Annotated in this window: 20 protein-coding genes; 11 read left to right on the top strand and 9 right to left on the bottom strand. The window is 65.0% G+C overall.

Annotated features, from left to right (window positions below):
• The first annotated feature begins 84 nt into the window (after positions 1-84).
• The 8 genes from QM712_RS06810 to QM712_RS06775 all read left to right on the top strand — a co-directional run bounded on the left by QM712_RS06810 (position 85) and on the right by QM712_RS06775 (position 8,223).
• Entirely contained in the window at positions 85-1,620 is a 1,536-nt protein-coding gene (locus QM712_RS06810; RefSeq protein WP_415022301.1) for an ABC transporter substrate-binding protein, read from the top strand.
• Between the two features lie 7 nt (positions 1,621-1,627).
• Complete coding sequence (locus tag QM712_RS06805; protein ID WP_415022300.1) at positions 1,628-2,578, top strand: ABC transporter permease; 951 nt, start codon at positions 1,628-1,630, stop codon at positions 2,576-2,578.
• Positions 2,565-3,434 carry an ABC transporter permease gene (locus QM712_RS06800; RefSeq protein WP_415022299.1) on the top strand — a complete coding sequence of 290 codons (870 nt, stop codon included), beginning with the start codon at positions 2,565-2,567 and terminating at the stop codon, positions 3,432-3,434. The genes QM712_RS06805 and QM712_RS06800 overlap by 14 nt, the downstream gene beginning before the upstream one ends.
• On the top strand, positions 3,431-4,423 hold the full coding sequence (locus tag QM712_RS06795) for an ABC transporter ATP-binding protein (protein WP_415022298.1): 993 nt from the start codon (positions 3,431-3,433) through the stop codon (positions 4,421-4,423). Before QM712_RS06800 ends, QM712_RS06795 begins: the two co-directional genes overlap by 4 nt.
• A complete protein-coding gene (locus QM712_RS06790; RefSeq protein ID WP_415022297.1) occupies positions 4,420-5,391 on the top strand; it encodes an ABC transporter ATP-binding protein in 972 nt (323 codons plus the stop codon). Before QM712_RS06795 ends, QM712_RS06790 begins: the two co-directional genes overlap by 4 nt.
• Positions 5,392-5,473: 82 nt before the next feature.
• Positions 5,474-6,541 carry an alcohol dehydrogenase gene (locus tag QM712_RS06785; RefSeq protein WP_415022296.1) on the top strand — a complete coding sequence of 356 codons (1,068 nt, stop codon included), beginning with the start codon at positions 5,474-5,476 and terminating at the stop codon, positions 6,539-6,541.
• 125 nt (positions 6,542-6,666) lie between these two features.
• Entirely contained in the window at positions 6,667-7,746 is a 1,080-nt protein-coding gene (locus QM712_RS06780; protein WP_415022295.1) for an isocitrate/isopropylmalate dehydrogenase family protein, read from the top strand.
• Positions 7,747-7,806: 60 nt separating this feature from the next.
• Complete coding sequence (locus QM712_RS06775; RefSeq protein ID WP_415022294.1) at positions 7,807-8,223, top strand: ASCH domain-containing protein; 417 nt, start codon at positions 7,807-7,809, stop codon at positions 8,221-8,223.
• A gap of 54 nt (positions 8,224-8,277) precedes the next feature.
• Here the strand turns inward: QM712_RS06775 and QM712_RS06770 are convergent, their stop codons facing one another.
• From QM712_RS06770 to QM712_RS06755, 4 genes are all read right to left on the bottom strand, one after another.
• Positions 8,278-8,553, bottom strand: coding sequence for a hypothetical protein (locus tag QM712_RS06770; RefSeq protein ID WP_415022293.1), 276 nt, complete (start codon positions 8,551-8,553; stop codon positions 8,278-8,280).
• Positions 8,554-8,658: 105 nt separating this feature from the next.
• Positions 8,659-9,480 (bottom strand): enoyl-CoA hydratase, encoded by an 822-nt coding sequence (locus QM712_RS06765; RefSeq protein WP_415022292.1) that lies wholly within the window; start codon positions 9,478-9,480, stop codon positions 8,659-8,661.
• Between the two features lie 302 nt (positions 9,481-9,782).
• Positions 9,783-10,154, bottom strand: coding sequence for a helix-turn-helix domain-containing protein (locus QM712_RS06760; protein WP_020608151.1), 372 nt, complete (start codon positions 10,152-10,154; stop codon positions 9,783-9,785).
• A gap of 22 nt (positions 10,155-10,176) precedes the next feature.
• Positions 10,177-11,229, bottom strand: a complete 1,053-nt coding sequence (locus tag QM712_RS06755) for a LysR family transcriptional regulator (protein WP_415022291.1) — start codon at positions 11,227-11,229, stop codon at positions 10,177-10,179.
• Between the two features lie 474 nt (positions 11,230-11,703).
• Between QM712_RS06755 and QM712_RS06750 the strand changes: the two genes are divergently transcribed.
• Positions 11,704-11,970, top strand: a complete 267-nt coding sequence (locus QM712_RS06750) for a hypothetical protein (RefSeq protein ID WP_415022290.1) — start codon at positions 11,704-11,706, stop codon at positions 11,968-11,970.
• 205 nt (positions 11,971-12,175) lie between these two features.
• Complete coding sequence (locus QM712_RS06745) at positions 12,176-12,907, top strand: cytochrome c biogenesis CcdA family protein (protein ID WP_415022289.1); 732 nt, start codon at positions 12,176-12,178, stop codon at positions 12,905-12,907.
• Here QM712_RS06745 and QM712_RS06740 read toward each other — a convergent pair.
• Genes QM712_RS06740 through QM712_RS06730 form a run of 3 tightly spaced genes read right to left on the bottom strand, consistent with a single transcriptional unit; the run spans position 12,904 to position 14,881 of the window.
• A complete protein-coding gene (locus QM712_RS06740) occupies positions 12,904-13,548 on the bottom strand; it encodes a sensor histidine kinase (RefSeq protein WP_415022288.1) in 645 nt (214 codons plus the stop codon). The genes QM712_RS06745 and QM712_RS06740 overlap by 4 nt on opposite strands.
• A complete protein-coding gene (locus QM712_RS06735; RefSeq protein WP_415022287.1) occupies positions 13,503-14,222 on the bottom strand; it encodes a hypothetical protein in 720 nt (239 codons plus the stop codon). Before QM712_RS06735 ends, QM712_RS06740 begins: the two co-directional genes overlap by 46 nt.
• The gene (locus QM712_RS06730) at positions 14,219-14,881 is read right to left on the bottom strand and encodes a response regulator transcription factor (protein WP_415022286.1); all 663 of its coding nucleotides are present in this window, start codon (positions 14,879-14,881) and stop codon (positions 14,219-14,221) included. The genes QM712_RS06735 and QM712_RS06730 overlap by 4 nt, the downstream gene beginning before the upstream one ends.
• A 287-nt stretch (positions 14,882-15,168) precedes the next feature.
• Here QM712_RS06730 and QM712_RS06725 point away from each other — a divergent pair, with 287 nt between their 5' ends.
• Entirely contained in the window at positions 15,169-17,472 is a 2,304-nt protein-coding gene (locus tag QM712_RS06725) for a TonB-dependent receptor (protein WP_415022285.1), read from the top strand.
• Positions 17,473-17,855: 383 nt separating this feature from the next.
• On the opposite strand, the gene QM712_RS06720 is transcribed toward QM712_RS06725, so the two are convergent.
• Together QM712_RS06720 and QM712_RS06715 are read right to left on the bottom strand one after the other, a co-directional pair.
• Positions 17,856-18,989 (bottom strand): mandelate racemase/muconate lactonizing enzyme family protein, encoded by a 1,134-nt coding sequence (locus tag QM712_RS06720; RefSeq protein ID WP_415022284.1) that lies wholly within the window; start codon positions 18,987-18,989, stop codon positions 17,856-17,858.
• Positions 18,990-19,015: 26 nt separating this feature from the next.
• Positions 19,016-20,524, bottom strand: a complete 1,509-nt coding sequence (locus QM712_RS06715; RefSeq protein WP_415022283.1) for a sensor histidine kinase — start codon at positions 20,522-20,524, stop codon at positions 19,016-19,018.
• Between the last annotated feature and the right edge of the window lie 112 nt (positions 20,525-20,636).

The following is a 20,636-nucleotide window of genomic DNA, read 5'->3' as shown; positions in this document are numbered from 1 at the left end:
TGCCGCGGCGCGCTTTTGTCGCCAATCTCGCCGGCGAGTCATTCGACGATCCGAAACATCGGACGAGGAATCCCGGGAGGAACCATGACGAATATTGCTGCAGCAGCGCGACAATGCGCGCCGATTTTCCTTGTTGCGGCATTTGCGTTCGCTGCGCCAGCGCAGGCGCAGAAGTCCGGCGGCAGCATCACCGTCGGGCAGGAACTCGACATTCCCGGTTTCGATCCGCTCAAGGTCGGCGTGTTCGACTCCTCGGGCTTCACCGCCGCCGCTGCGATCTTCGACACGCTGACGACGCTCGACGACAAGGGCGAGGCCGCGCCGAAGCTCGCTGTGTCCTGGACCCATTCGGACGATTTCAAGTCCTGGACCTTCAAGCTGCGCCAGGGTGTCAAATTCCATGACGGCACGCCGTTCAATGCGCAGGCCTTCAAGGACAATTTCGACCGGCAGAAGGATCCGGCCAACAAATGCCGCTGTGCCTTCTACATCACCAACGTCAAGGAGGTGCTGGCACCCGACGAATACACCATCGTCTACAATCTCACCGACCCCGCCGTGAACCTGCCGGCGGTGATCAGCATCCAGAGCACCAACAACGTCGTGCAGTCGCCCGCGGCCTGGAAGACCAAGGGCGACGACTACAACCGCAATCCGGTCGGCACCGGTCCCTATATCCTGAAGTCCTGGACCGCCGGCGACCGTATGGTGCTGGAGAAGAACCCGGACTACTGGAACAAGGGCCATCCCTATCTCGACCGCATCGTCCTGAAGCCGCTGCCTGACGCGCAGTCGCGCTTCGCCTCGCTCCAATCAGGCGAGGTCGACATCATCTGGGACGACGAGAACGACGCCGACAACATCCTGAAGGCGCAGAAGGACTCCAAGCTCACCGTGCACACCTACAAGGGCTCGGGCGCTCAGGTCTATGCCTTCAACACCAAGGTGGCGCCGTTCGATGACGTCCGGGTGCGCCAGGCGCTGGTGATGTCGATCGATCGTCCCAAGATGTCGCAGGCGATCAGCAATGGCCTGAGCCGCCCCGCGACCAACCCCTATGGCGATGGTTCCTGGGTCAAGTGCAAGGACGACGGTGCGCTGCCTTACGACGTCGAGAAGGCCAAGGCGCTGCTGAAGGATTACGGCAAGCCGGTCGACTTCAAGATGCTGGTGACGGCGACGCCGCGCGGCCGCGTGATCGGCCAGGTGCTGCAGCAGTTCTGGAAGCGGGTCGGCGCCAACATGGAGATCGACCAGGTCGACCAGGCCACGATCCCGTCGCGGGCCTTCTCGCGCCAGTTCCAGCTGACGCCGTGGCGCATCGTCGATCTCGCCGACCCCGATCCGCAGATGTATGCGAACTTCCGCACCGGCAGCCCGCTCGCGCTCGCCGGCTTCTCCGATCCGGAGCTCGACAAGCTCCTCGATCATTCGCGCGTCACCGCCGATATCGGTCAGCGCACGGAGGATTATTGCGCGATCAGCCGCCTGATCAACAAGGAAGCGATCTGGTTCTGGACCTTCCAGAACACCTATTATGCGCTGTCGAGCGCCAAGCTGAAGGGCTTCCCGAAGATCTACAATGGCGTGATCGACGTCTCGAACACCTGGCTGGAATGACCGCGGGATGCTGACTTTCGTCGTGCGGCGGCTGCTGGCCATCCTGCCGGTCCTGCTCGCCGTCTCGCTGCTCACATTCCTGATTGCCTCGCTGCTTCCGGGCGATCTCGCCTTCGTCATCCTCGGCGATCAGGCGACGCCGGAGAATGTCGCGGCGCTTCGCCGCGACATGGGGCTCGACCAGCCGTTGTGGTGGCGATACCTGAGCTGGCTCGGGCATGTGTTGCAGGGCGATCTCGGCCGCTCGTTCCGCACCGGGCAGACGGTGCTGCAGGCGGTCTCGGAGCGGATTCCGGTCTCGCTCGAGCTGATGCTGATGGCCGAGTTCATCGGGCTCATGATCGGCGTGCCGCTCGCGATCGCCTGCGCCGCCCGGGCCGGCGGCGCCTTCGACCGCTTCATGACCGGCAGCGCCTTTGCCATGCTGTCGATGCCGTCCTTCCTGATGGCGATCCTGCTGATCTATCTGTTCGCGGTCGAGCTGCACTGGCTGCCGGCGACCGGCTATGTGCCGTTCACCGAGGAGCCGCTCGCGAATCTGCGCTTCTTCGTGCTCCCGGCGCTGACGCTGGCGCTGGCGGAATGGCCCGGCATCATGCGCGTGCTGCGCTCCGACATGATCGCGACCCTGCAGGAGGACTACATCGCGCTGGCCAAGGCGAAGGGCCTGAAACCGTCGCGGATCCTGTTCGTGCATGCGCTGAAGCCGTCGTCGCTGACGCTGGTGACGGTGACCGGCATCAATATCGGCCGCCTGCTCGGCGGCACGCTGATCGTGGAAACGATCTTCGCGCTGCCCGGCATCGGCCGCCTCCTGGTCGGCGCGATCTATACCCGCGACCTCGTCATCCTGCAGGGTGTGGTGCTGCTGGTCGCCTGCGGCTTCGTCATCGTCAACTTCATCGTCGACATGCTCTACGCCGTGCTCGATCCGAGGATCCGCCATGGCCACGCTTGAGCTCTCGATGGAAGACGAGGCGTCCGCGCCGGTCAGGCGCAGGCGCAAGCTCGGCCTGCTGTTCTGGTTCGCGAGTGCCTGGCTCGCGGTCGTGCTGGCGCTTGCGATCCTCGCGCCGGTGCTGCCGCTGCAGAACCCGACCGACATGGACATGCTGGAGCGCCGCGCCGCGTTCTCGGCCGAGCACTGGCTCGGCACCGACGGGCTCGGCCGCGACGAGCTCGCGCGCCTGATCTTCGGTGCACGCGTCTCGCTGACCGTCGGCCTGATCGCGCCGATGATCGGCCTCGGCATCGGCGGCGCGCTCGGCCTGCTCGCCGGCTATTTCCGCGGCCGGTTCGAAGCGCTGGTGGTCGGCAGCATGGATGTGCTGCTCGCCTTTCCGCCGCTGATCTTCGCGCTCGCGGTGACGGCCTATCTCGGGCAGTCGGTCCCCAATCTCACCGTGATCCTCGGCGTGCTCGGCATTCCCGCGTTCATGCGTGTCGGCCGCGCGGCGACGTTGACGCTGGCGCGGCGCGAATTCGTGATCGCGGCCGAAGCCCTCGGCGCCAGCCATGCCCGCATCCTGCTGCGCGAATTGCTGCCGAACGTGATCCTGCCGCTGCTCGCCTTCTTCCTGCTCGGCGTCGCCGTCACCATCGTGGTCGAAGGCGCGCTGTCCTTCCTCGGTCTCGGGGTGCCGCCGCCGATGGCGAGCTGGGGCAGCATGATCGGCGAGGGGCGTGACAGTCTCGACGCCGCGCCGCGGCTGGCCTTCCTGCCGGCGGCGGCGCTGTTCCTGACCGTGCTGGCCTTCAACCTCGTCGGAGACACCATGCGGGCGCTGACCGACCCGCGTCAGGGGGCGTTGTGAGCGCGCCGCTGCTGACCATCGAGGACGTTGCGGTCGAGCTGCCGACGCCGCGCGGCAAGCTGCGCGCGGTGGATCGTGTCGACCTGTCGCTGGAGGCGGGCCGCACGCTCGGCATCGTCGGCGAATCCGGCTGCGGCAAGACCATGCTCTCGCGCGCGGTGCTTCAATTGCTGCCGAAGAAGGCGAAGCTCACGGGGCGCGTGATGTTCGACGGCCAGGACCTGGTCCGGCTGGATGCGGAGCGGCTGCGGCGCCTGCGCGGGCGCGACCTCGCGGTCGTGTTCCAGGATCCCATGACCTCGCTCAATCCGGTGCTGACCATCGGCACCCAGTTGATGGAGACGATCCAGGAGCATCTCGAGCTCGACGCTGCGGCGGCGCGGAAGCGCAGCATCGAGCTGCTCGCGGCCGTCGGCATTCCCGCGCCGGAGCAGCGGCTCGCGCAATATCCGCATCAATGTTCCGGCGGCATGCGCCAGCGCATCGCAATTGCGATCGCGCTGTCCTGCGAACCGAGATTGCTGATCGCGGACGAGCCGACCACCGCGCTCGACGTGACCATCCAGGCGCAGATCCTCGATCTCCTGGCGCGCGAGCAGCGCCGGCGCCATATGGGAATGATCATCATCACCCACGATCTCGGCGTCGTCGCCGGCCGCGCCGACGAGGTTGCCGTGATGTATGCGGGCAGGGTGGTGGAGCGCGCGCCGACGCAGGCCTTGTTCAAGCGCATGCATATGCCCTACACCGAGGCGCTGCTGGCGGCGATCCCGAAGCTCGACACCGCGCCTCACACGCCATTGCCCGCCATCTCCGGCCGTCCGCCCGACCCGACGCGGCCGCTGAAGGGCTGCTCCTTCGCGCCGCGCTGCCGTTATGCAGCGGAGCGCTGTCGCGAGGCCAAGCCCGAACTGAAAGGCGCGGAAATGCCGGGGCATCTTTATGCCTGCTTCCATCCGATCCAGATGGCGGACGGGGTCGGCGCATGATGCAGCTTGCCGCAAGCGATCGGCCGCTCCTGAACGTCGACAACCTCGTCGTCGAATACGGCGTCGGCAACAAGACGGTCCACGCCGTCTCCGGCGTCAGCCTCGCGGTCGCGCGTGGCGAGACGTTGGGGCTGGTCGGCGAGTCCGGTTGTGGCAAGTCGACGCTGGGGCGCGCGGTGCTGCAATTGCGCCGGGCCAAATCCGGCCGGGTGATGTTCGACGGTGAGGACCTCACCGCGATGGAAGGTGACGCGTTGCGCAGGATGCGCCGCCGCGTGCAGCTGATCTTCCAGGATCCGATTGCCTCGCTCAATCCGCGCCGGCGCATCGGTGACATCGTCGCCGAGCCCTTGATCATCGCCGGCGTCAAGGATGCCGCCGAACGCAAGCGGCGCGTTCACGAGGTACTCGGTGCGGTCGGGCTCGATCCCGACCTCGTGTCGGGCCGCCTGCCGCACGAGTTCTCCGGCGGCCAGTGCCAGCGCATCAGCATCGCGCGGTCGCTGGTGCTGAACCCGGAATTCATCGTCTGCGACGAGCCTGTCTCGGCGCTGGATGTTTCGATCCGTGCGCAGATCCTCAACCTCCTGGAGGAGATGAAGGCGCGTTTCGGCCTCACGCTGCTGTTCATCGCGCACGATCTCGCGGTGGTCAAAGCGGTGAGCGACCGTGTCGCGGTGATGTATCTTGGACGGCTCTGCGAGGTCGGGCCATCCGAGCAGCTGTTCGCCAAGCCCGCCCATCCCTATACCGGGCTGCTGCTGCAGGCGATCCCGGTGCCCGATCCGGATGTGCGTCCGGCCGAGAGCCTCGCGACCGGCGAGCCGCCGTCGCCGATCGCGCCGCCATCCGGCTGCCGCTTCCGCACCCGCTGCCCGCGGGCCGATCAGCGATGCAGCACGGAGATACCGGAATTGCGCCAGGTCGCGCCCGGCCAGTTCGCGGCTTGCCACCATCCGCTCGCCTAAACTAAGACGGCCCCCGGGTTTGTCTCGCCTCGCCGGCCGTGGCATGGTGGCGTGACAACAACAAGCATGCGGGAGGACGCCGATGAAGAGTTTCAAGGTTGCCGATTTCAAGGCGCCGCTGAAGGAGTTCGACGAGGCGACCCCGCAGCCCTCAGGCACACAGGTGCTGATCAGGGTGAAGGCGGCCGGCGTCTGCCACAGCGACCTGCACATCTGGGAGGGTGGCTACGATCTCGGCCATGGCCGCAAGCCGCTGTCGCTCAGGGAGCGCGGCATCAACCTGCCGCTGACCATGGGACACGAGACCGTCGGCGAAGTCGTGGCCTTCGGGCCGGATGTCAAGCCGTCGGATCAGGGCGACCTCAAGCTCGGCGATGTCGGCCTGGTCTATCCCTGGATCGGCTGCGGCAAGTGTGCGACGTGCCTGGCCGGCGACGAGAACATGTGCTTGGCGCCGCGCTCGCTCGGCGTCTATTGCGACGGCGGCTATTCCGATCACATGCTGGTGCCGCATCCGCGCTATCTGCTCAATTTGAAGGGGCTCGATCCGGCCACGACCGCGCCTTACGCCTGCTCGGGCGTCACCACCTACAGCGCGCTGAAGAAGATCGAGCAGCATTTCGACACGCCGATCGTGATGTTCGGCGCCGGCGGCCTCGGCCTGATGGCGCTGTCGCTGCTGAAGGCGATGGGCGGCAAGGGCGCGATCATGGTCGACATCGATGCGAGGAAACGTGAGGCGGCGGAGAAGGCCGGTGCGCTCGCCACCGTCGATCCGAAGGCGCCGGATGCGCTGGAACAGCTTGCGAAGAAGGCGGGCGGTCCGATCCGCGCCGTGCTCGATCTCGTCGGCAACGCCGCCACGACGCAGCTCGGCTTCGACTGTCTGACCAAGGGCGGCAAGCTCGTCATCGTCGGCCTGTTCGGCGGTGGGGCGACCTGGGCGCTGCCGCTGATCCCGATCAAGGCGGTGACCATCCAGGGCAGCTATGTCGGAAACCTGCGCGAGACGCGGGAACTGCTCGACCTCGTGCGCGCGAAGAACGTCGCGCCGATCCCGGTGACGAAGGCTCCGCTCAGCAAGGCCAACGACGCGCTGGTGCAGTTGCAGCAGGGCGCCGTGGTCGGGCGCACGGTGCTGACGCCGTAGCCAGCGCTATTTGTTTCGCGTCAAGGCCGGGCTTGTCCCGGTCATCCACGCATCGCCGCGGAAAACAAGACGTGGATGCCCCGGGGCGAGTCCGGGCATGACGGTGGAGAGAGTAGGAACACGCCATGTCCGCAAACAACGCCTTCCACATCGCCGTGCTTGCCGGAGACGGCATCGGTCCCGAGGTCATGGCGCCGGCGCTCGAAGTGCTGCGCAAGGTCGAAGCGAAATCGGACCTGCGCTTCCGCTTCACCGAGGCGCCGGCCGGTGCCAACAACTATTTGGCCACCGGCAAGTCGATGCCGGAGTCCACGGTCAAGCTGTGCGAGGAAGCCGACGCGATCCTGCTCGGCGCCTGCGGTCTGCCGTCGGTACGGTATCCCGACAACACCGAGATCGCGCCGCAGATCGAGCTGCGCTTCATCTTCGATCTCTATGCCGGCGTGCGCCCGGCGCGGCTCATCCCGGGTGTGCCGAGCCCGATCGTCGGCGCCGACCAGCGCGGCATCGATCTCGTGGTGATCCGGGAATCGACCGAAGGCCTGTTCGCCTCGATGGGCAAGGGCGTCGTCACGCACGAGGACGCGCGCGAAACCATGGTGATCACCCGCAGGACGTCCGAACGCCTGTTCGACTTCTCATTCCGCCTGGCCGAGCGGCGCAAGGCGCGCGGCAGGCCGGGGGCGCTGACCTGCGTCGACAAGGCAAACGTGTTCAAGGCCTTCGCATTCTTCCGCGGCATCTTCGACGAGATCGCCGCGAAGTATCCGCAGGTGAAGACCGACCGGCTCTATGTCGACGCGTGCTCGGCGATGCTGGTCAAGCGGCCCTGGGATTTCGACGTGATGGTGATGGAAAACATGTTCGGCGACATCGTCTCCGACATCACGGCGAGCCTGATCGGCGGGCTCGGCATGGCGCCGTCGGCCGACATCGGCGACAAATATGCGGTGTTCCAGCCGTGCCACGGCACCGCGCCCGACATCATGGGGCAAGGCAAGGCCAACCCCACCGGCATGATCCTCTCCGCCGCGATGATGCTGGACTGGCTCGCCGACAAGCACGGCATCGAAGGCGCGGCGGAAGCGGGCGAGACCATCGAGCGCGCGGTGGACCGGATCTATGCCGGCGGCATCAAGCCGATGGAATTCGGCGGCAGCAATGGCACCGCCGACATTACAAAAGCGGTGCTGGAGGCCCTTTAGCAGAGCAGCTCACACCGCCGGCGTGCTGCTCTGTTCTGCCTGCGAAGATCCGGATGAAGCATGAGCGCGACGGTGCCTGATCGTTATCGACACCTCCGGAGATTTGCCTTCGGCGACAGTCCGGAACTCGCAGACGAGCTGGTCGAACTCGTCGTCGAAGGCGTCAAGACAGCAACTTGCAGCGCGGAAGACGAGCCAAACCTATCCACGCCCGGTGAACGCTGGATCGTTCTCGACGGGCAAGGACTGCCGCGATGCGTCATCGAAACCACGGAGATCAGGTATCGGCGCTTCAATGAGGTCGACGCCGTCTTCGCATACGACGAAGGCGAGGGCGATCGCAGCCTGTGCTATTGGCGTCGCGCGCATCGCGCTTATTTCGGCAGGCTTGGAAAATTCCGTGAGGACATGATGCTCATCTGCGAACGCTTTCGCCTGATCGAGGTCTTCGGCAATCTTCCAGCGGAAAGACGATAGCTGACGTCTCGACGAGACATCCGAAAAAGGGGCCCGTAGAGGCCCCTTCGTCGTTCACCAGCGACGCCAGTGAGGATGACCCCACGGGCGGGGGCCGTAGAATCGTCGCGGGCCACCATAATAGCCGTAGGCGCCGTAATAGTTCGGGCGCCACCAGCAGCGGCCCCAGGGATTACACACCCAGCGCACCTGATCGACCTCCGCAGCCGGGCCGCTTGCGATCCGGTCGACCTGCGGAATGCCGTTCGGCATCGCAGCGACTGCCTGCCCCGATGCGAGCGCGGCACCGCCGATCGCAGCCAGACCAAGAACAGCAAACTTGAGTTTCATCGCATTCTCCCTCGTTGGTGGCGGGAGAACTTGCGGGCGATCAATTGGTTGCTTTCGCACCGCGAGCGCGTGAGGAATTTAATCTTCCTGAATGAAGGTTCAGCTTCAGCGTCCCTGGAACTGCGGCTTGCGCTTTTCCATGAAGGCCTGGCGGCCCTCGCGGAAGTCCGCCGAGTCCATGCAGGCATTGCCGATCGCCTTGATCGCATCCATGTCGCGCTGGCTCTCGTCCTTCAGGACCTGTGCGATGGTGATCTTGGCGGCCTTGATCGCAAGCGGCGCGTTCTGCGAGATCGTCTCGGCGATCGCCATGGTCTCGCCCCAGAGCTGATCGTCGGGGATCACGCGCTCGATCAGCCCGATGCGCAGCGCCTCGGCGGAATCGATGCGCATGCCCGTATACATCAGGAGCCGCGCCCAGGACGGGCCGACCAGCGACACCAGGTGCCGCAATCCATCGTAACCATAGGCGATGCCGAGTCTGGCGGCGGGAATGCCGAACTGGCTGCTGTGCGCGGCGATGCGGATGTCGGTGAGCATCGCGACCTGCATGCCGCCGCCGAGGCAGAACCCCTGGATGCAGGCGATCGTCGGCTTGGGAAAATTGGCGAGCAGCGCGCGTTGCGCCTCGCTGCGCCTGGCATACTCCTCCGACGCCGCGGCGTTGTGGCGGGTCTTCTCGAACTGGCTGATGTCGGCGCCCGACACGAACGCCTTGCCGCCGGTGCCGCGCAGGATCACGACGCGCACCGTGTCATCGTCGCGCAGGCTCGCGAGCGCCTCGCCAAACCCCTCCCACATCTCGAGCGACATCGCGTTGTGCTTGTCGGGGTTGTTGAAGGCGATCACGCCGACGCCGTCGGCCGCGTGCTTGAGGATCTTGCCGTCGGCGTAGGGAGTTTCGGTCGTGTTGGAGATGTCCGGCATCGCGCGCTCGCTCGTCTCGTGGGCGAGACGCAATGTGCGGCCGAGGCGATGCCGGGGTCAACCGCGGCGATGCGAGGGGATCTGCATCCGCCTCCGACGTGATTGCATGGCCGGAGCCGGGGAAGGCAGCGATAGACGGGGCGGTGATGGCAAATGAAATGAAAAGGGGCGGCCTGACCGCCCCTCACGAAACCGGCCGCGCGCTGCCAGCGCGGATGCCGAGATCTCGTCCAATCCGGCCGCGTCCCCAACGACGCGGCGGATTGGACATCGGCCGTGACGGCCGGAGCATCGATCCGATCTCAGCTCTCGTTGGCGGCGATCGATTCCATCAGCGAGACGAGCTGACGCTGCACCGTCTGGTCCTTGATCTTGCTGTAGGCGCGCAGCAGGCGGAGGCTGAAGGCAGAGTCGAGGAAGAGCAGGCTCTCGACTTCGCGCGCCTTGTTGTCGCCGTCGTAGAAGAAGGTCACGGGCACGTCGAGGGCGGAGGCGATCTGCTGAAGCCGAGCCGCGCCGACGCGATTGACGCCCTTCTCGTATTTCTGGACCTGCTGGAAGCTGACGCCGAGTTTCTCGCCCAGTTCGGCCTGCGAGATCTTCATCTCGACGCGCCGCAGACGGATCCGCTTGCCGAGCTCAATGTCGGGCTTGCCGGCACTGCGCTGCTTCATTCTCTTCGCCGCTGTTTTCATACTAATCTCGCCGTTCTTCGGTTGAAAATCCCCCGAAGAGCTGGGTCAGGGGTTCGCCCATATACTCGTCCTTGAATTCGTGCGGGTGCACGAATTCTTCCTTAAACCACGGGAAGCGCGACGGATTGAACGCGTCGATCAACCAGTCGATCATGTGCCGCACGCGCGGAATTCGGCCGCTACCGGGATGGTAGGACAACCAGATATCCAGCGGCCGGTTCAGCTCGACCTCCAGTGGAATCAATTTCCCGCCAAGCGCGATCGCATAGCTCGGGAATACGCCGATGCCGGCACCGTTCGCGACAGCCCAGTAGTTGGCGCTCGACACATTGGTCTTCATGACCAGCAGGTCGCGTTCCGGAACGCCGGGGAAGAAGCTCTCGAAGGTTTCCTTGGCCGCGATCTGGTCGGCGAATTGCAGCACCAAGCGGTGCTTGATCAACTCCATCGCGGAGCGCGGCGCGCCGAATTTCTCGATGTACTGTTTCGAGGCCCAGAACATCAGATGCATGCGGCCGAGCCGCACCAGCTTGATGTCGAGCGCGGAGGGGCGCGACAGATGGATGGCGACATCGGCCTCGTGGCGAGAGACGTCGGCCGAGCGCATCGCGCAGTGCAGGTCGACCAGGATCTTCGGATAAGCCTGCTGGAATTCGACCAGCCGCGGGGCGAGCCAGAACGTTCCGAGGCCCTCGGTGACGGCGACGCGGACTTCGCCGGAGAGCGCGTTGGCCATCGAATCGCTGGCCCGCAGGACGTCGAAGGTCGCGGCCTCCATGCGCTCGACGGCGGAGACCACCAGCGCACCCTCGTCGGTCAGGTGGGTGCCATGCACGTCACGCGTGAACAGGGTGGTACCGGTCTGGCGCTCGAAATCGTCGATCCTGCGCCGGACGGCATTGATCGACAGAGAAAGGCGCTCGGCCGCCGAGCGGAAACTGCCGCATCGGACGACTTCGAGGAAGATCCTGGCCGCATCCCAATCCGAGAGGCCACCGAGGTTTGTCTTCTGGCGTTCCGCCTGAGGAACGCCCCTTTCCGCTAGGGAGTGCATACAAGTCCTTTCAGGACGCTAAAGTGGCAGAATCTGGCGCAAACCACAACCACTGCGGGTTGGGGAACGACGACTTTTGAACGTCATCCGGTGAGTGGTAACAGGGTGCGTCAGGGGCTGGGAATCGGGCAGGGGATTGCCCGGAAGAGGGGTGCACGTGCGTTCCGTTGCGAGCCCTGAAATGGCTGCGGGAGCATCGCTGGCGCTGTCCGGATCGACGGACGTGGCGCTGCAGTTCGTGACATCCTGTGGAATGGATCAATCGTCGCCTTTTGGGCGTTTTGCCTCACACGGCTTCGGCTCTGGCCGATCGCACGATGTGGCGATGCCGGCTGGAATCGTGTTTTCGAAGCAAAAATACGCTGAAATCGACTTCGGCCGTGCAGATTCCTCGTGCTATCCTTGTCGGGACATAGGGGCCGGGGGGCTCGTCAAAATCACGTCGTGCTGGCCGAGTTAACGGAAAGAACATCGGTGTCGCATTCAGACGAACAATTGCAGTCGGTGTTGGAAACCCTTGAGGCGTGCCGCAAGGTTCTCAACGAAAGCAACAGCCGTGAATCGGCCGAGCTGCTGTCGATCGTCATCCTCGACATGCGAATGAGACTCAATGGAATCGACAATGCCGACCTTCGGGCATTGTGCGACGAAATGCTGCGGAGCTCTGGAACCGAGCCGCAGCCCCCTTCCAAGCAGACGCAGGACCAGCCCCGGCGTCCGCTGCTCCGCGTGGTGAAGTAGCCGCGCCGCCGGACCTCGCGCTCGCGCGAGATTTGTGCGCGTCCCGATGCCGCACCTGTGATCGCAGGAGGCATCGGGAGGAGCCTGGGTTTTGTGCGCCTCTGTTGCGCATTCTTCGGCATCGGCTACACAGAGCCGGTGCGGCTCGGACCCGCGTGCAATCCCCGCGCGCTGCTCCAGGGCCTGAGATGGCTCCGACTGCATCATGCAAAATGTCTCGATCCCGGCGGCGCTGATTGCCGGCCTCGTCAGCTTCCTCTCTCCCTGCGTCCTGCCCCTGGTTCCGCCCTATCTGATCTATCTCACGGGCGCCACGATCGAGCATGTCGAGAGCGACGAGCCGGCTTCGGCTTCGAAGCGCGCGGTCATGATGTCTGCGCTGCTGTTCGTGCTCGGATTCTCCACGGTCTTCGTGGCGCTCGGCGCCAGCGCTTCGCTGATCGGCGGGCTGATCCGCGAGTGGTCGGCGGAGCTGTCGATCCTTGCGGGGATCGTCATCATCGTGATGGGGCTGCACTTCCTGGGACTGACGCGCATCGGCCTGCTGATGCGCGAAGGCCGGCTGTCGATCCCGAAGCCGGTCGGGCTCTGGGGCGCCTACGTCATGGGTCTCGCCTTCGCCTTCGGCTGGACGCCCTGCATCGGTCCGATCCTGGCCGCGATCCTGTCGATCGCTGCGGCCGAGGCCACGGTGACCAAAGGGGCCGGCCTGCTCGCGGTCTATTCCGCCGGCCTCGGCATTCCCTTCCTGATCGCGGCGCTGATGATCGAGCAGTTCTCGAAACTGTTCGCGCGCATGAAGGGTCAGCTCGTCAATGTCGAGCGCGCCATGGGCGTGCTGATGGTGATCACCGGCATCGGCTTTCTCACCGGCGCGGTCTCGAATGTGAGCATCTGGCTGCTCGAGACCTTCCCGGCGCTGCAGACGATCGGTTAAGCCTGCGCGGTCCGGATGATGTCCCGGCCGAAGTCGATGCGGGCGATCACGCCGGTCGCGCCGTGGCGGTTGTGATGCTTCAATTCAAAGCCGTGCTTGTCGGCGGTTGATTTTGCGATTGCAAGACCAAGCCCGGTCCCCTCGATGCCCTGTGGCGCGGCCCTGAAAAACCGGTCGTAGATGAACGGCATCGCCTCGTCCGGGATGCCCGGCCCATCATCGACGACATCCATTGCGCAAGTCGTTCCGTCATTGACGATCCTGAGCTCCACCGAACCGCCGGGCGCGGAATAGCGGATGGCGTTGTCCAGAAGAATGCCGGCGAGCTTGCCGATCGTGTCGCGATCACCCGAGATCACGCAGGGGGCCTCGGTGATCATCGCGAGCTGGACGTTGCGCGTCTCGGCGAGGGGATAGAAGTCGGCCAGCAGCGTCGTCGCGAGGGCGGCGAGATCGACGTCGCTGCGCTTCTGCACCGAGGCGCCTTCGGTCCTGGCCATTTCGAGCAATTGGCTGGCAAGGCGCGAGGCGCGCCTCACCCCGCCGTGGAGTTCATCGGCGAGTTCGCGTGCCTGCCCGGGCAATTCCGTGGCGATCAGGTTTTCGGCCTGGATCTGCAGTGCCGCGAGCGGGGTCCGCAACTCGTGCGCCGCGTCCGCGACGACCGGCGTTGCGCTTCCAGCGCCTGGCGGTGACGATCGACCAGCTTGTCGATGGCGACGATGAGAGGAGCCACCTCCGTCGGCACGCCGACCGGGCGCAACGGTTCCTGCGCATCGATGCTGCGCCGGCCAATCTCGGCCGACAGCCGCTGCAGGCCGCTCATCGTCCGGTTGACCGACCAGCCGAGCACGGCCCAGACCAGGGGAACGGCGAGCAGCAGGGGAAGGGCCGCGCCGGTCGCCGCATGCAACGCGATCTCATGCCTGGCGCTCCAGGCCTGCGCGATCTGTATATCGTGCTGCGTGTGGCTCCAGCGATAGACGCGCCAGTCCTGTCCGTCCGCGGTCTCGTCGGACAATCCCGGGACCGGGCGCCAGGGGATATCGATCGCCGGCCCCGAGCGATGCACGATCCCGCCGGAGCGATCCCAGATGCGCACGACGAGCTGATCCTCGTCCTCGCTTTCGAGCAGCGGACCTGCGTCCTTCCGCTCGCCAGGACCGACATTGACGGCGATCTCCTGCAACTGGGCGTCGAGAAATTTATTCATCTCATAGGCGACGAGGCCGAACGACGTCGCCGCCGCCAGCAGCCCGATCGCGGCCATCAACAACACCGCACGCGTGGTGATGGTCTTGCGGAGCGAGCTCATGACCCGGACTTCGTGACCATCCATCCGGCGCCGCGAATGTTCCTGATGATGTCCTTGCCGTATCGTTTCCGCAAACCGTGGATGACGACGTCGACGGCGTTGCTTTGCACCTCGTCGCTCCAGCCGTAGATGCGGCTCTCGATCTGACTGCGCGACAGAATGGTTCCGGGGCGTTCCATCAGCGCGTACATCACGGAGAACTCGCGCGCGGACAGCGTCGATTCGATGCCGCGGAAAGTCGCAAGATAAGTCGATGGATCGAGCGTGATTTCCTTGCTGCTCATCAGCGAATTCGAGCGGTCGTGGACCCTTCGCATGATCGCGCGAATACGCGCGAGCAGCGCGCGCAGCTCGAACGGCTTGACGATGTAGTCGTCAGCGCCGAGATCCAGCCCCGCGACCATATCCTCGACCTGGTCGCGCGCCGTGATCACCAGAACAGGCAGCGTCTTGTTGCGCCGCGTGGCCTTCAGGATATCGAAGCCGGTCATTCCCGGCAGACCGACGTCGAGCAGAGCGATCGCGTGCTCGGCGCGTTGCAGCGCGACGTAGCCGTCCTGCCCGTCACGGGTCCAGTCCACGGTCATTCCGTTCTGCCTCAATCCGCGGACGACCGCAGTGCCGAACATCGGATCGTCTTCGATCAGTAGGACGCGCATGGGTTCGGGAAATCGCCTGTTGATGATGGGTCTCGTCGCGCGATGGCGTCAGAACCGGCGGACCTTGCGAGCATCTAGCCAAATTCGCCGTTACGGCCAAATGGTCAAGCGCATACGCCTCAATTAGAATCCTTAAAAGATATCGTGCGGGGAAATCCGGCGGCCTCGACCTATTCTAAACGCGATCTAATCCTCACCTAATTCTCCGCATTGCAGATGCGCCCGGGTTTTGGACAGCGAAGCCGTCTTCAGAACGGCACGCGAGATTTGGGGCGTTGCAGATGCACATGGGTTGTTGGGGTCGCCGCAAGGCGTTGCGTGGTTTTCTCCTGTCGACGGGCGCGGCAGTTTCATTGGGCGCCGGACTGACGATACAGATCGAGCCGGCCGCCGCGCAGCAGGGGCAGACGCCGGGTGCTTTGCCCCCAGTCACCGTTGCCCCTCCGCAGCAGCGTGCCCGCCAGAACCGGACGGCGACGACCTCGCGCGCCGCGCGCTCCAACCGCCGGACGGCTGCCGCAGCGCCGGTCGAGAAGAAACCGCCGAGCGTGAACAATCAGGATGCGCGCACGGGTCAGCAGGGTTACGTGACGCGGAGCGTGACCAGTGCGACCAAGACCAATACGCGCCTCATCGACGTGCCGCAGTCGGTGGCCGTGCTGACGAAGGACTTCATCAGGGATCAGGCTTTCACCTCGATCGGTGAGGCAACCCGCTATGTGCCCGGCGTCATCTACCATCAGGGCGAATCCCATCGTGACGATCTGGTCATTCGCGGGCAACGCAGCAATGCCGATTTCTACACCAATGGCATCCGCGACGACGTCCAGTACTTCCGCGACTTCTACAATCTGCAGCGGCTCGAAGTGCTGAAGGGGCCGAACGCGATGATCTTCGGTCGCGGCGGCGGTGGCGGCGTCGTCAACCGCGTGCTCAAGGAGGCCGACGGCACGACGGTCCGCGAGGTGACGGTGGGTGGCAACTCCTACCCCGGTGCTCGCGTGACCACCGATGTCGGTCAGGCGATCAACGAGAATTGGGCCTTCCGTCTCAACGCGATGTACGAGAACACCCAGAGCTATCGTGATTTCGTCAATCTCGAGCGCTGGGCCATCAATCCCACCGCGACGTTCGCGCCGAACGACACAACGACTGTGAAGCTGAGCTACGAGCACGTGCACGACCGGCGCACCGTCGATCGGGGCATTCCCTCGCAGATCCGCGCCGGCAATGCATTTCCGCGCTATCCCTACGACACCTCGCCGTCGGCCTTCTTCGGCAATCCCAATCTCAACTATGCGCTTGCCGACGTCGACATCGCGACCGCGGTCGTCGAGCACGATTTCGAGAACGGCTGGACGATCAAGAATTCGTCCCAGATCGCCAATTACGACAAGTTCTATCAGAACATCTATCCGGGCGGCGGGACCAGCGCCGGCGCGGTGAATGCCGCCGGCACGTCCAGCAATCTCTCGGCGTACAACAACGAAACCGACCGCACCAACTACTTCAATCAGACCGACCTGACCTACAAGTTCGGCACCGGTCCGATCCGCCACACCGTCGTGTTCGGCGCCGAAGTGGGACGACAGGACGGACTGAACTACCGGCAGAGCGGGCTTTTCAACGGCACGTCCTCGACGATCACGATCGACCCGAGGAACCCGACATCCTACGTTCCGGTCACCTTCGCCAACAACGGCAGTACGGACGCCAACAACACCTACAGGCTCAATCTCGGGGCGGTCTATGTGCAGGACCAGGTCGAGATCACGCGCTACCTGGAACTGATCGGCGGTGTGCGCTTCGACCAATTCGACCTGACGTCGCGCGACCGGCGTACATTCGTCGAGCTCAACCGGATCGATAATCTGGTGTCGCCGCGCGCCGGGGTCGTGTTCAAGCCGATCGAGAACCTCTCGATCTACGCGAGCTACAGCATCTCGTATCTGCCCAGCGCCGGCGACCAGTTCAGCGTGCTCTCGCCGGGGCTCGCCATCGCAGCTCCCGAGAAGTTCGTGAACAAGGAGGTCGGGCTCAAATACGACATCCTGCCCCGCCTGCAGTTCGCGACCGCGATCTACGATCTGGACCGGACCAATCAGCGCCTTCCCGATCCCAACAACGCCGGATTCTTCATCCTGAGCGGCGCCACCAAAACGCGCGGCTTCGAGGCCTCCTTGACGGGCTACGTGACGGACGCCTGGCAGATCACAGGCGGCTATGCCTACACGGACGCACGGATCACCAGCAACAACTCCACGACCGTCGTCGCCGGAAACCGGGTGGGACTGGTCCCGTACAACACGTTTTCACTCTGGAACAAGTACGATTTCACCGAGCAATGGGCTGCGGGCCTCGGCGTGATCCACTACTCGAACTTCTTCGCATCGTCCGACGATACCGTGCTGATCCCGGAGTTCACGCGGGTCGATGCCGCCGTCTATTTCAGGCTCGACAAGACCTGGCGTGCCCAGCTCAATATCGAGAACCTGTTCGATCGGAAGTACTATTCGACCGCGGACGGAAACAACAACATCACGCCGGGATCTCCGCGTGCGTTCAGGCTGTCGGCTACGGCAAACTTCTGATGGACCGGCGATGACACGCACCGGCGGCCGAACCGAGGGCAGGTCGACGACGGGCACGAGCAGTCGCGCCGGGCGAACGGCGCGACAGCCTTGCTTCGTTCTGGAGATCAACCACAGAGCCGTTCTGGCATTCTCGGCCGGCTCGCTTCGCGCGGCCCGAATGCGCGTCTGCGAAGACTGGTTCGTCGAGGAGCTGAGCGGCATGCGCTCTTGCGGACGTCCGCTCATGGTTGCGGGGGACGTTCCGTTGGTTCGGCCCGCGCTTCCCACGGAATCCGCCGCAGTCGAACTTGCGCGCGGTCTCGACGAGGCTCGCGGCGAGGACTGCAAATACGGCTTCGCGTTTCTAGTTCCGATCGACACGCCGTCGAATTGATCGTGGCCTACTTCACCTCGAAACGCGCCAACGCGTCGCGGTCGATGTCGATGCCGAGGCCGGGACCGTCTGGGATGCCGACGATGCCTGCGTTGTGCTCGATCGGCCGCGTCAGGATCGCCTGCCTGATCGGATGTTCGGTGCGGTCGAATTCGAGCATCGGCTCGAGCGGCGCCAGCGAGGTCGGCGTGTGCGAGGGCAGCACCGCGAGAAGCTGGAGCGAGGCCGCGATCGCGATGCCGGTGCCCCAGACATGCGGGTTGTAGCGGATGCCGAAGGCCCCGCTCATGTCGGCGATCTTCTTGCACTCGGAGAGGCCGCCGGCGGCGCAGGTGTCGGGCTGGGCGATGTCGAGCGCGTGCGAGACGAAGAGATCGCGAAAGCCGAAACGGGTGAACTCGCACTCGCCGCCCGCGATCGGAATGGACAGCGCCGCTTTCACCGCGCGATATCCCGCAATGTCTTCCGGCGGAACCGGCTCCTCGAACCATCCGATGTCGTAGCGCTCGATCAGGCGGCCGAGCCGGATCGCCGCGACCTGGTCATAGGCATGATTGGCGTCGACCATCAGCGCGATCTCGGGGCCGATGGCTTCGCGCACGGCGCGCGTCGCCGCGGCATCCTGTTCGATCCCGAAGCCGACCTTCAGCTTCACGGCGCGGAATCCCTCCGTGGCATAGCCGGCCGCTTCCTCGGGAAGGTATTTCAGCGGATCGGCCGACCTGCGCCGGTAGAGCCCGGTCGCGTAGGCCTGCACGGTCTTGCGCGCGGCTCCGCCGAGGAGCTGGTGGACCGGCACGCCGAAGCGCTTGCCCTTGATGTCCCACAGCGCGATGTCGATGCCGCTCAGTCCCTGGATGACGACGCCCTTCTGGCCGTGATCGCGCAGCCTCGCATAGACGGTCTGCCATAGCACGTCGGTGCGCAGCGCATCCTCGCCGATCAGCCACGGCGCGACGCTGTCGACCACGGCCGCGGTCATGCGCGCCGGGCCGTAGCACTCGCCCCAGCCGGTCAATCCGTCGTCGGTCTCGATCTCGACCAGCATCGCGGTGCGCGTGTCGTACCAGGCGCGCGAATAGGCAAAGGGCTGCGAGAGCCCTGCTTGCAGGATGTGCGTTCTTATCGCGGTAATCTTCATCCCATGTCCCGTCCTGCCGGTTCACGTCATCGCGGTTCTTCCAGCGTGCAACTGATGGTGCAGACGACGCCGCGCGGCAGGAAGTCCACGGTTGCCTCGCCGCCGAGCTGATCGCGCGTGCTGCGCTCGATCAGGCGCGAGCCGAAGCCGCGCTGCACCGGTGCCGTCACCGGCGGTCCGCCGGTTTCCGTCCAGATCAACCGCAGCCGCGGCCTCGGTGCGTCGGCCGTGACCTCCCAGTCCAGCGTCACCCGGCCGGTTTCGTTGGACAGCGCGCCGTATTTCGCGGCGTTGGTGGCGATCTCATGCACGACCATCGACAGCACCACGGCGAGCCGCGGAGACAGCGGCACCGTGGGGCCGCTCATCCGCATGCGCCCGGGATTGTTGAGGAGAAACGGTTGCAGCACGCGATCGATCACGTCCTTCAGGTCGGAGCCCTGCCATTTCTCCTGGCTCAGGAGGTTATGCGCCTCGGCCAGCGCGCCCAGCCGTCCCTCGAACTTGGTTCGCTCGTCCCGGCTGCTGCTGCGGAAGGTCTGCACCGCGATCGCCTGCATCAGCGCCAGCGTGTTCTTGACGCGGTGGTTGAGCTCCTCGATCAGGAGATTGTGCAGCATCTCGCCGCGCGCGATCGTGGTGGCCATCCGTACCGCGAAGGTCAGGCCGATCAGCAGCAGCACGCCGCCGATCAGGCTGGTGATCGCGATGTTGCGCCACAGCGGTGCAACCAGCGAGCCCTCCGCGACACCGGCGGCGATGGTCCATCCCGTCAACGCCGACCTCGCATAGGCCGAGCTCAATGCGATGCCCTCGAGCGACACCGTCGACACGACGGCTTCGGGCGCGCGGGACATGGCGGTGTACAGCGTCGGAGAAGCCTGCTTGCCGAACGTGTCGCCGGGGTTCGGAGCGCGCGCGAACACGAAGCCCTTGCTGTCCAGCAGCGACATCGTCCATTGCTCGTCGGGACGCTGCCGCTCGATCAGCCGCTGGAAGATGTCGAGGGGAGGGCTGAACGACAGCGCGTAGATGACCTCGCCGTCGCGCAGCACCGGCACCTCGACGGTCACGATCAGCCGCTTCTTGGTCGAGCCGGTGAACAGATCGGAATATTGCGGCGCCTTGCTGGCGAAGACCCGCTCGACGATGTCGAGGTTGCCGCGCCGAGGCAGCTTGGCCGTGTCGGTCGTCACCGTCGAAAAGAGCTGGCGTCCGGTCCTGTCGGACACGAGCAGGATGCTGTCCTCGCCATACTGGTTGATGAAGCCCGCGGCGAGGCGCCGAAAGCCGTCGAAGTCGCCGTTGCGCAAGGAGTCGCTCAGCGCGAGCACCTGCAGGCCGCCGGTCATCCGCTGCACCTCGGAGTCGAGCACGAGGCGCATGCTCTGCACCGTCTCCAGCACCCGGCGCGTCGCGTCGCTGCGATCTTGACGATAATTGTAATAGGCAAGGCCGACAGCGAAGACGATCAGCGGCAGTGTCGTTCCCGCGACCAGGAGCGCGAGTCGGACGGGGAGGGATAATCTTGACAAACGAAATGCCCTTGCTCCGGCGCGGTGGGCGCCGGCCGCGCGGAGCATAGAGCAGCGTGGCGATTGCGCCACTGCGCTTTTGGTATGCGGCCTGCCGGTTCCGTGCTGGCAG

This window comes from Bradyrhizobium sp. (genome assembly GCF_047605465.1).
GTDB lineage: Bacteria > Pseudomonadota > Alphaproteobacteria > Rhizobiales > Xanthobacteraceae > Bradyrhizobium.
This window is presented reverse-complemented; position numbering and strand designations above follow the sequence as displayed.

Excerpts from the sequence above, each read along its gene's own strand:
- QM712_RS06810 (WP_415022301.1), top strand. The coding sequence starts at position 85 with ATGACGAATATTGCTGCAGCAGCGCGACAATGCGCGCCGATTTTCCTT.
- QM712_RS06805 (WP_415022300.1), top strand. The coding sequence starts at position 1,628 with ATGCTGACTTTCGTCGTGCGGCGGCTGCTGGCCATCCTGCCGGTCCTG.
- QM712_RS06800 (WP_415022299.1), top strand. The coding sequence starts at position 2,565 with ATGGCCACGCTTGAGCTCTCGATGGAAGACGAGGCGTCCGCGCCGGTC.
- QM712_RS06790 (WP_415022297.1), top strand. The coding sequence starts at position 4,420 with ATGATGCAGCTTGCCGCAAGCGATCGGCCGCTCCTGAACGTCGACAAC.
- QM712_RS06785 (WP_415022296.1), top strand. The coding sequence starts at position 5,474 with ATGAAGAGTTTCAAGGTTGCCGATTTCAAGGCGCCGCTGAAGGAGTTC.
- QM712_RS06780 (WP_415022295.1), top strand. The coding sequence starts at position 6,667 with ATGTCCGCAAACAACGCCTTCCACATCGCCGTGCTTGCCGGAGACGGC.
- QM712_RS06775 (WP_415022294.1), top strand. The coding sequence starts at position 7,807 with ATGAGCGCGACGGTGCCTGATCGTTATCGACACCTCCGGAGATTTGCC.
- QM712_RS06770 (WP_415022293.1), bottom strand. The coding sequence starts at position 8,553 with ATGAAACTCAAGTTTGCTGTTCTTGGTCTGGCTGCGATCGGCGGTGCC.
- QM712_RS06765 (WP_415022292.1), bottom strand. The coding sequence starts at position 9,480 with ATGCCGGACATCTCCAACACGACCGAAACTCCCTACGCCGACGGCAAG.
- QM712_RS06760 (WP_020608151.1), bottom strand. The coding sequence starts at position 10,154 with ATGAAGCAGCGCAGTGCCGGCAAGCCCGACATTGAGCTCGGCAAGCGG.
- QM712_RS06755 (WP_415022291.1), bottom strand. The coding sequence starts at position 11,229 with ATGCACTCCCTAGCGGAAAGGGGCGTTCCTCAGGCGGAACGCCAGAAG.
- QM712_RS06745 (WP_415022289.1), top strand. The coding sequence starts at position 12,176 with ATGCAAAATGTCTCGATCCCGGCGGCGCTGATTGCCGGCCTCGTCAGC.
- QM712_RS06735 (WP_415022287.1), bottom strand. The coding sequence starts at position 14,222 with ATGAGCTCGCTCCGCAAGACCATCACCACGCGTGCGGTGTTGTTGATG.
- QM712_RS06730 (WP_415022286.1), bottom strand. The coding sequence starts at position 14,881 with ATGCGCGTCCTACTGATCGAAGACGATCCGATGTTCGGCACTGCGGTC.
- QM712_RS06725 (WP_415022285.1), top strand. The coding sequence starts at position 15,169 with ATGGGTTGTTGGGGTCGCCGCAAGGCGTTGCGTGGTTTTCTCCTGTCG.
- QM712_RS06720 (WP_415022284.1), bottom strand. The coding sequence starts at position 18,989 with ATGAAGATTACCGCGATAAGAACGCACATCCTGCAAGCAGGGCTCTCG.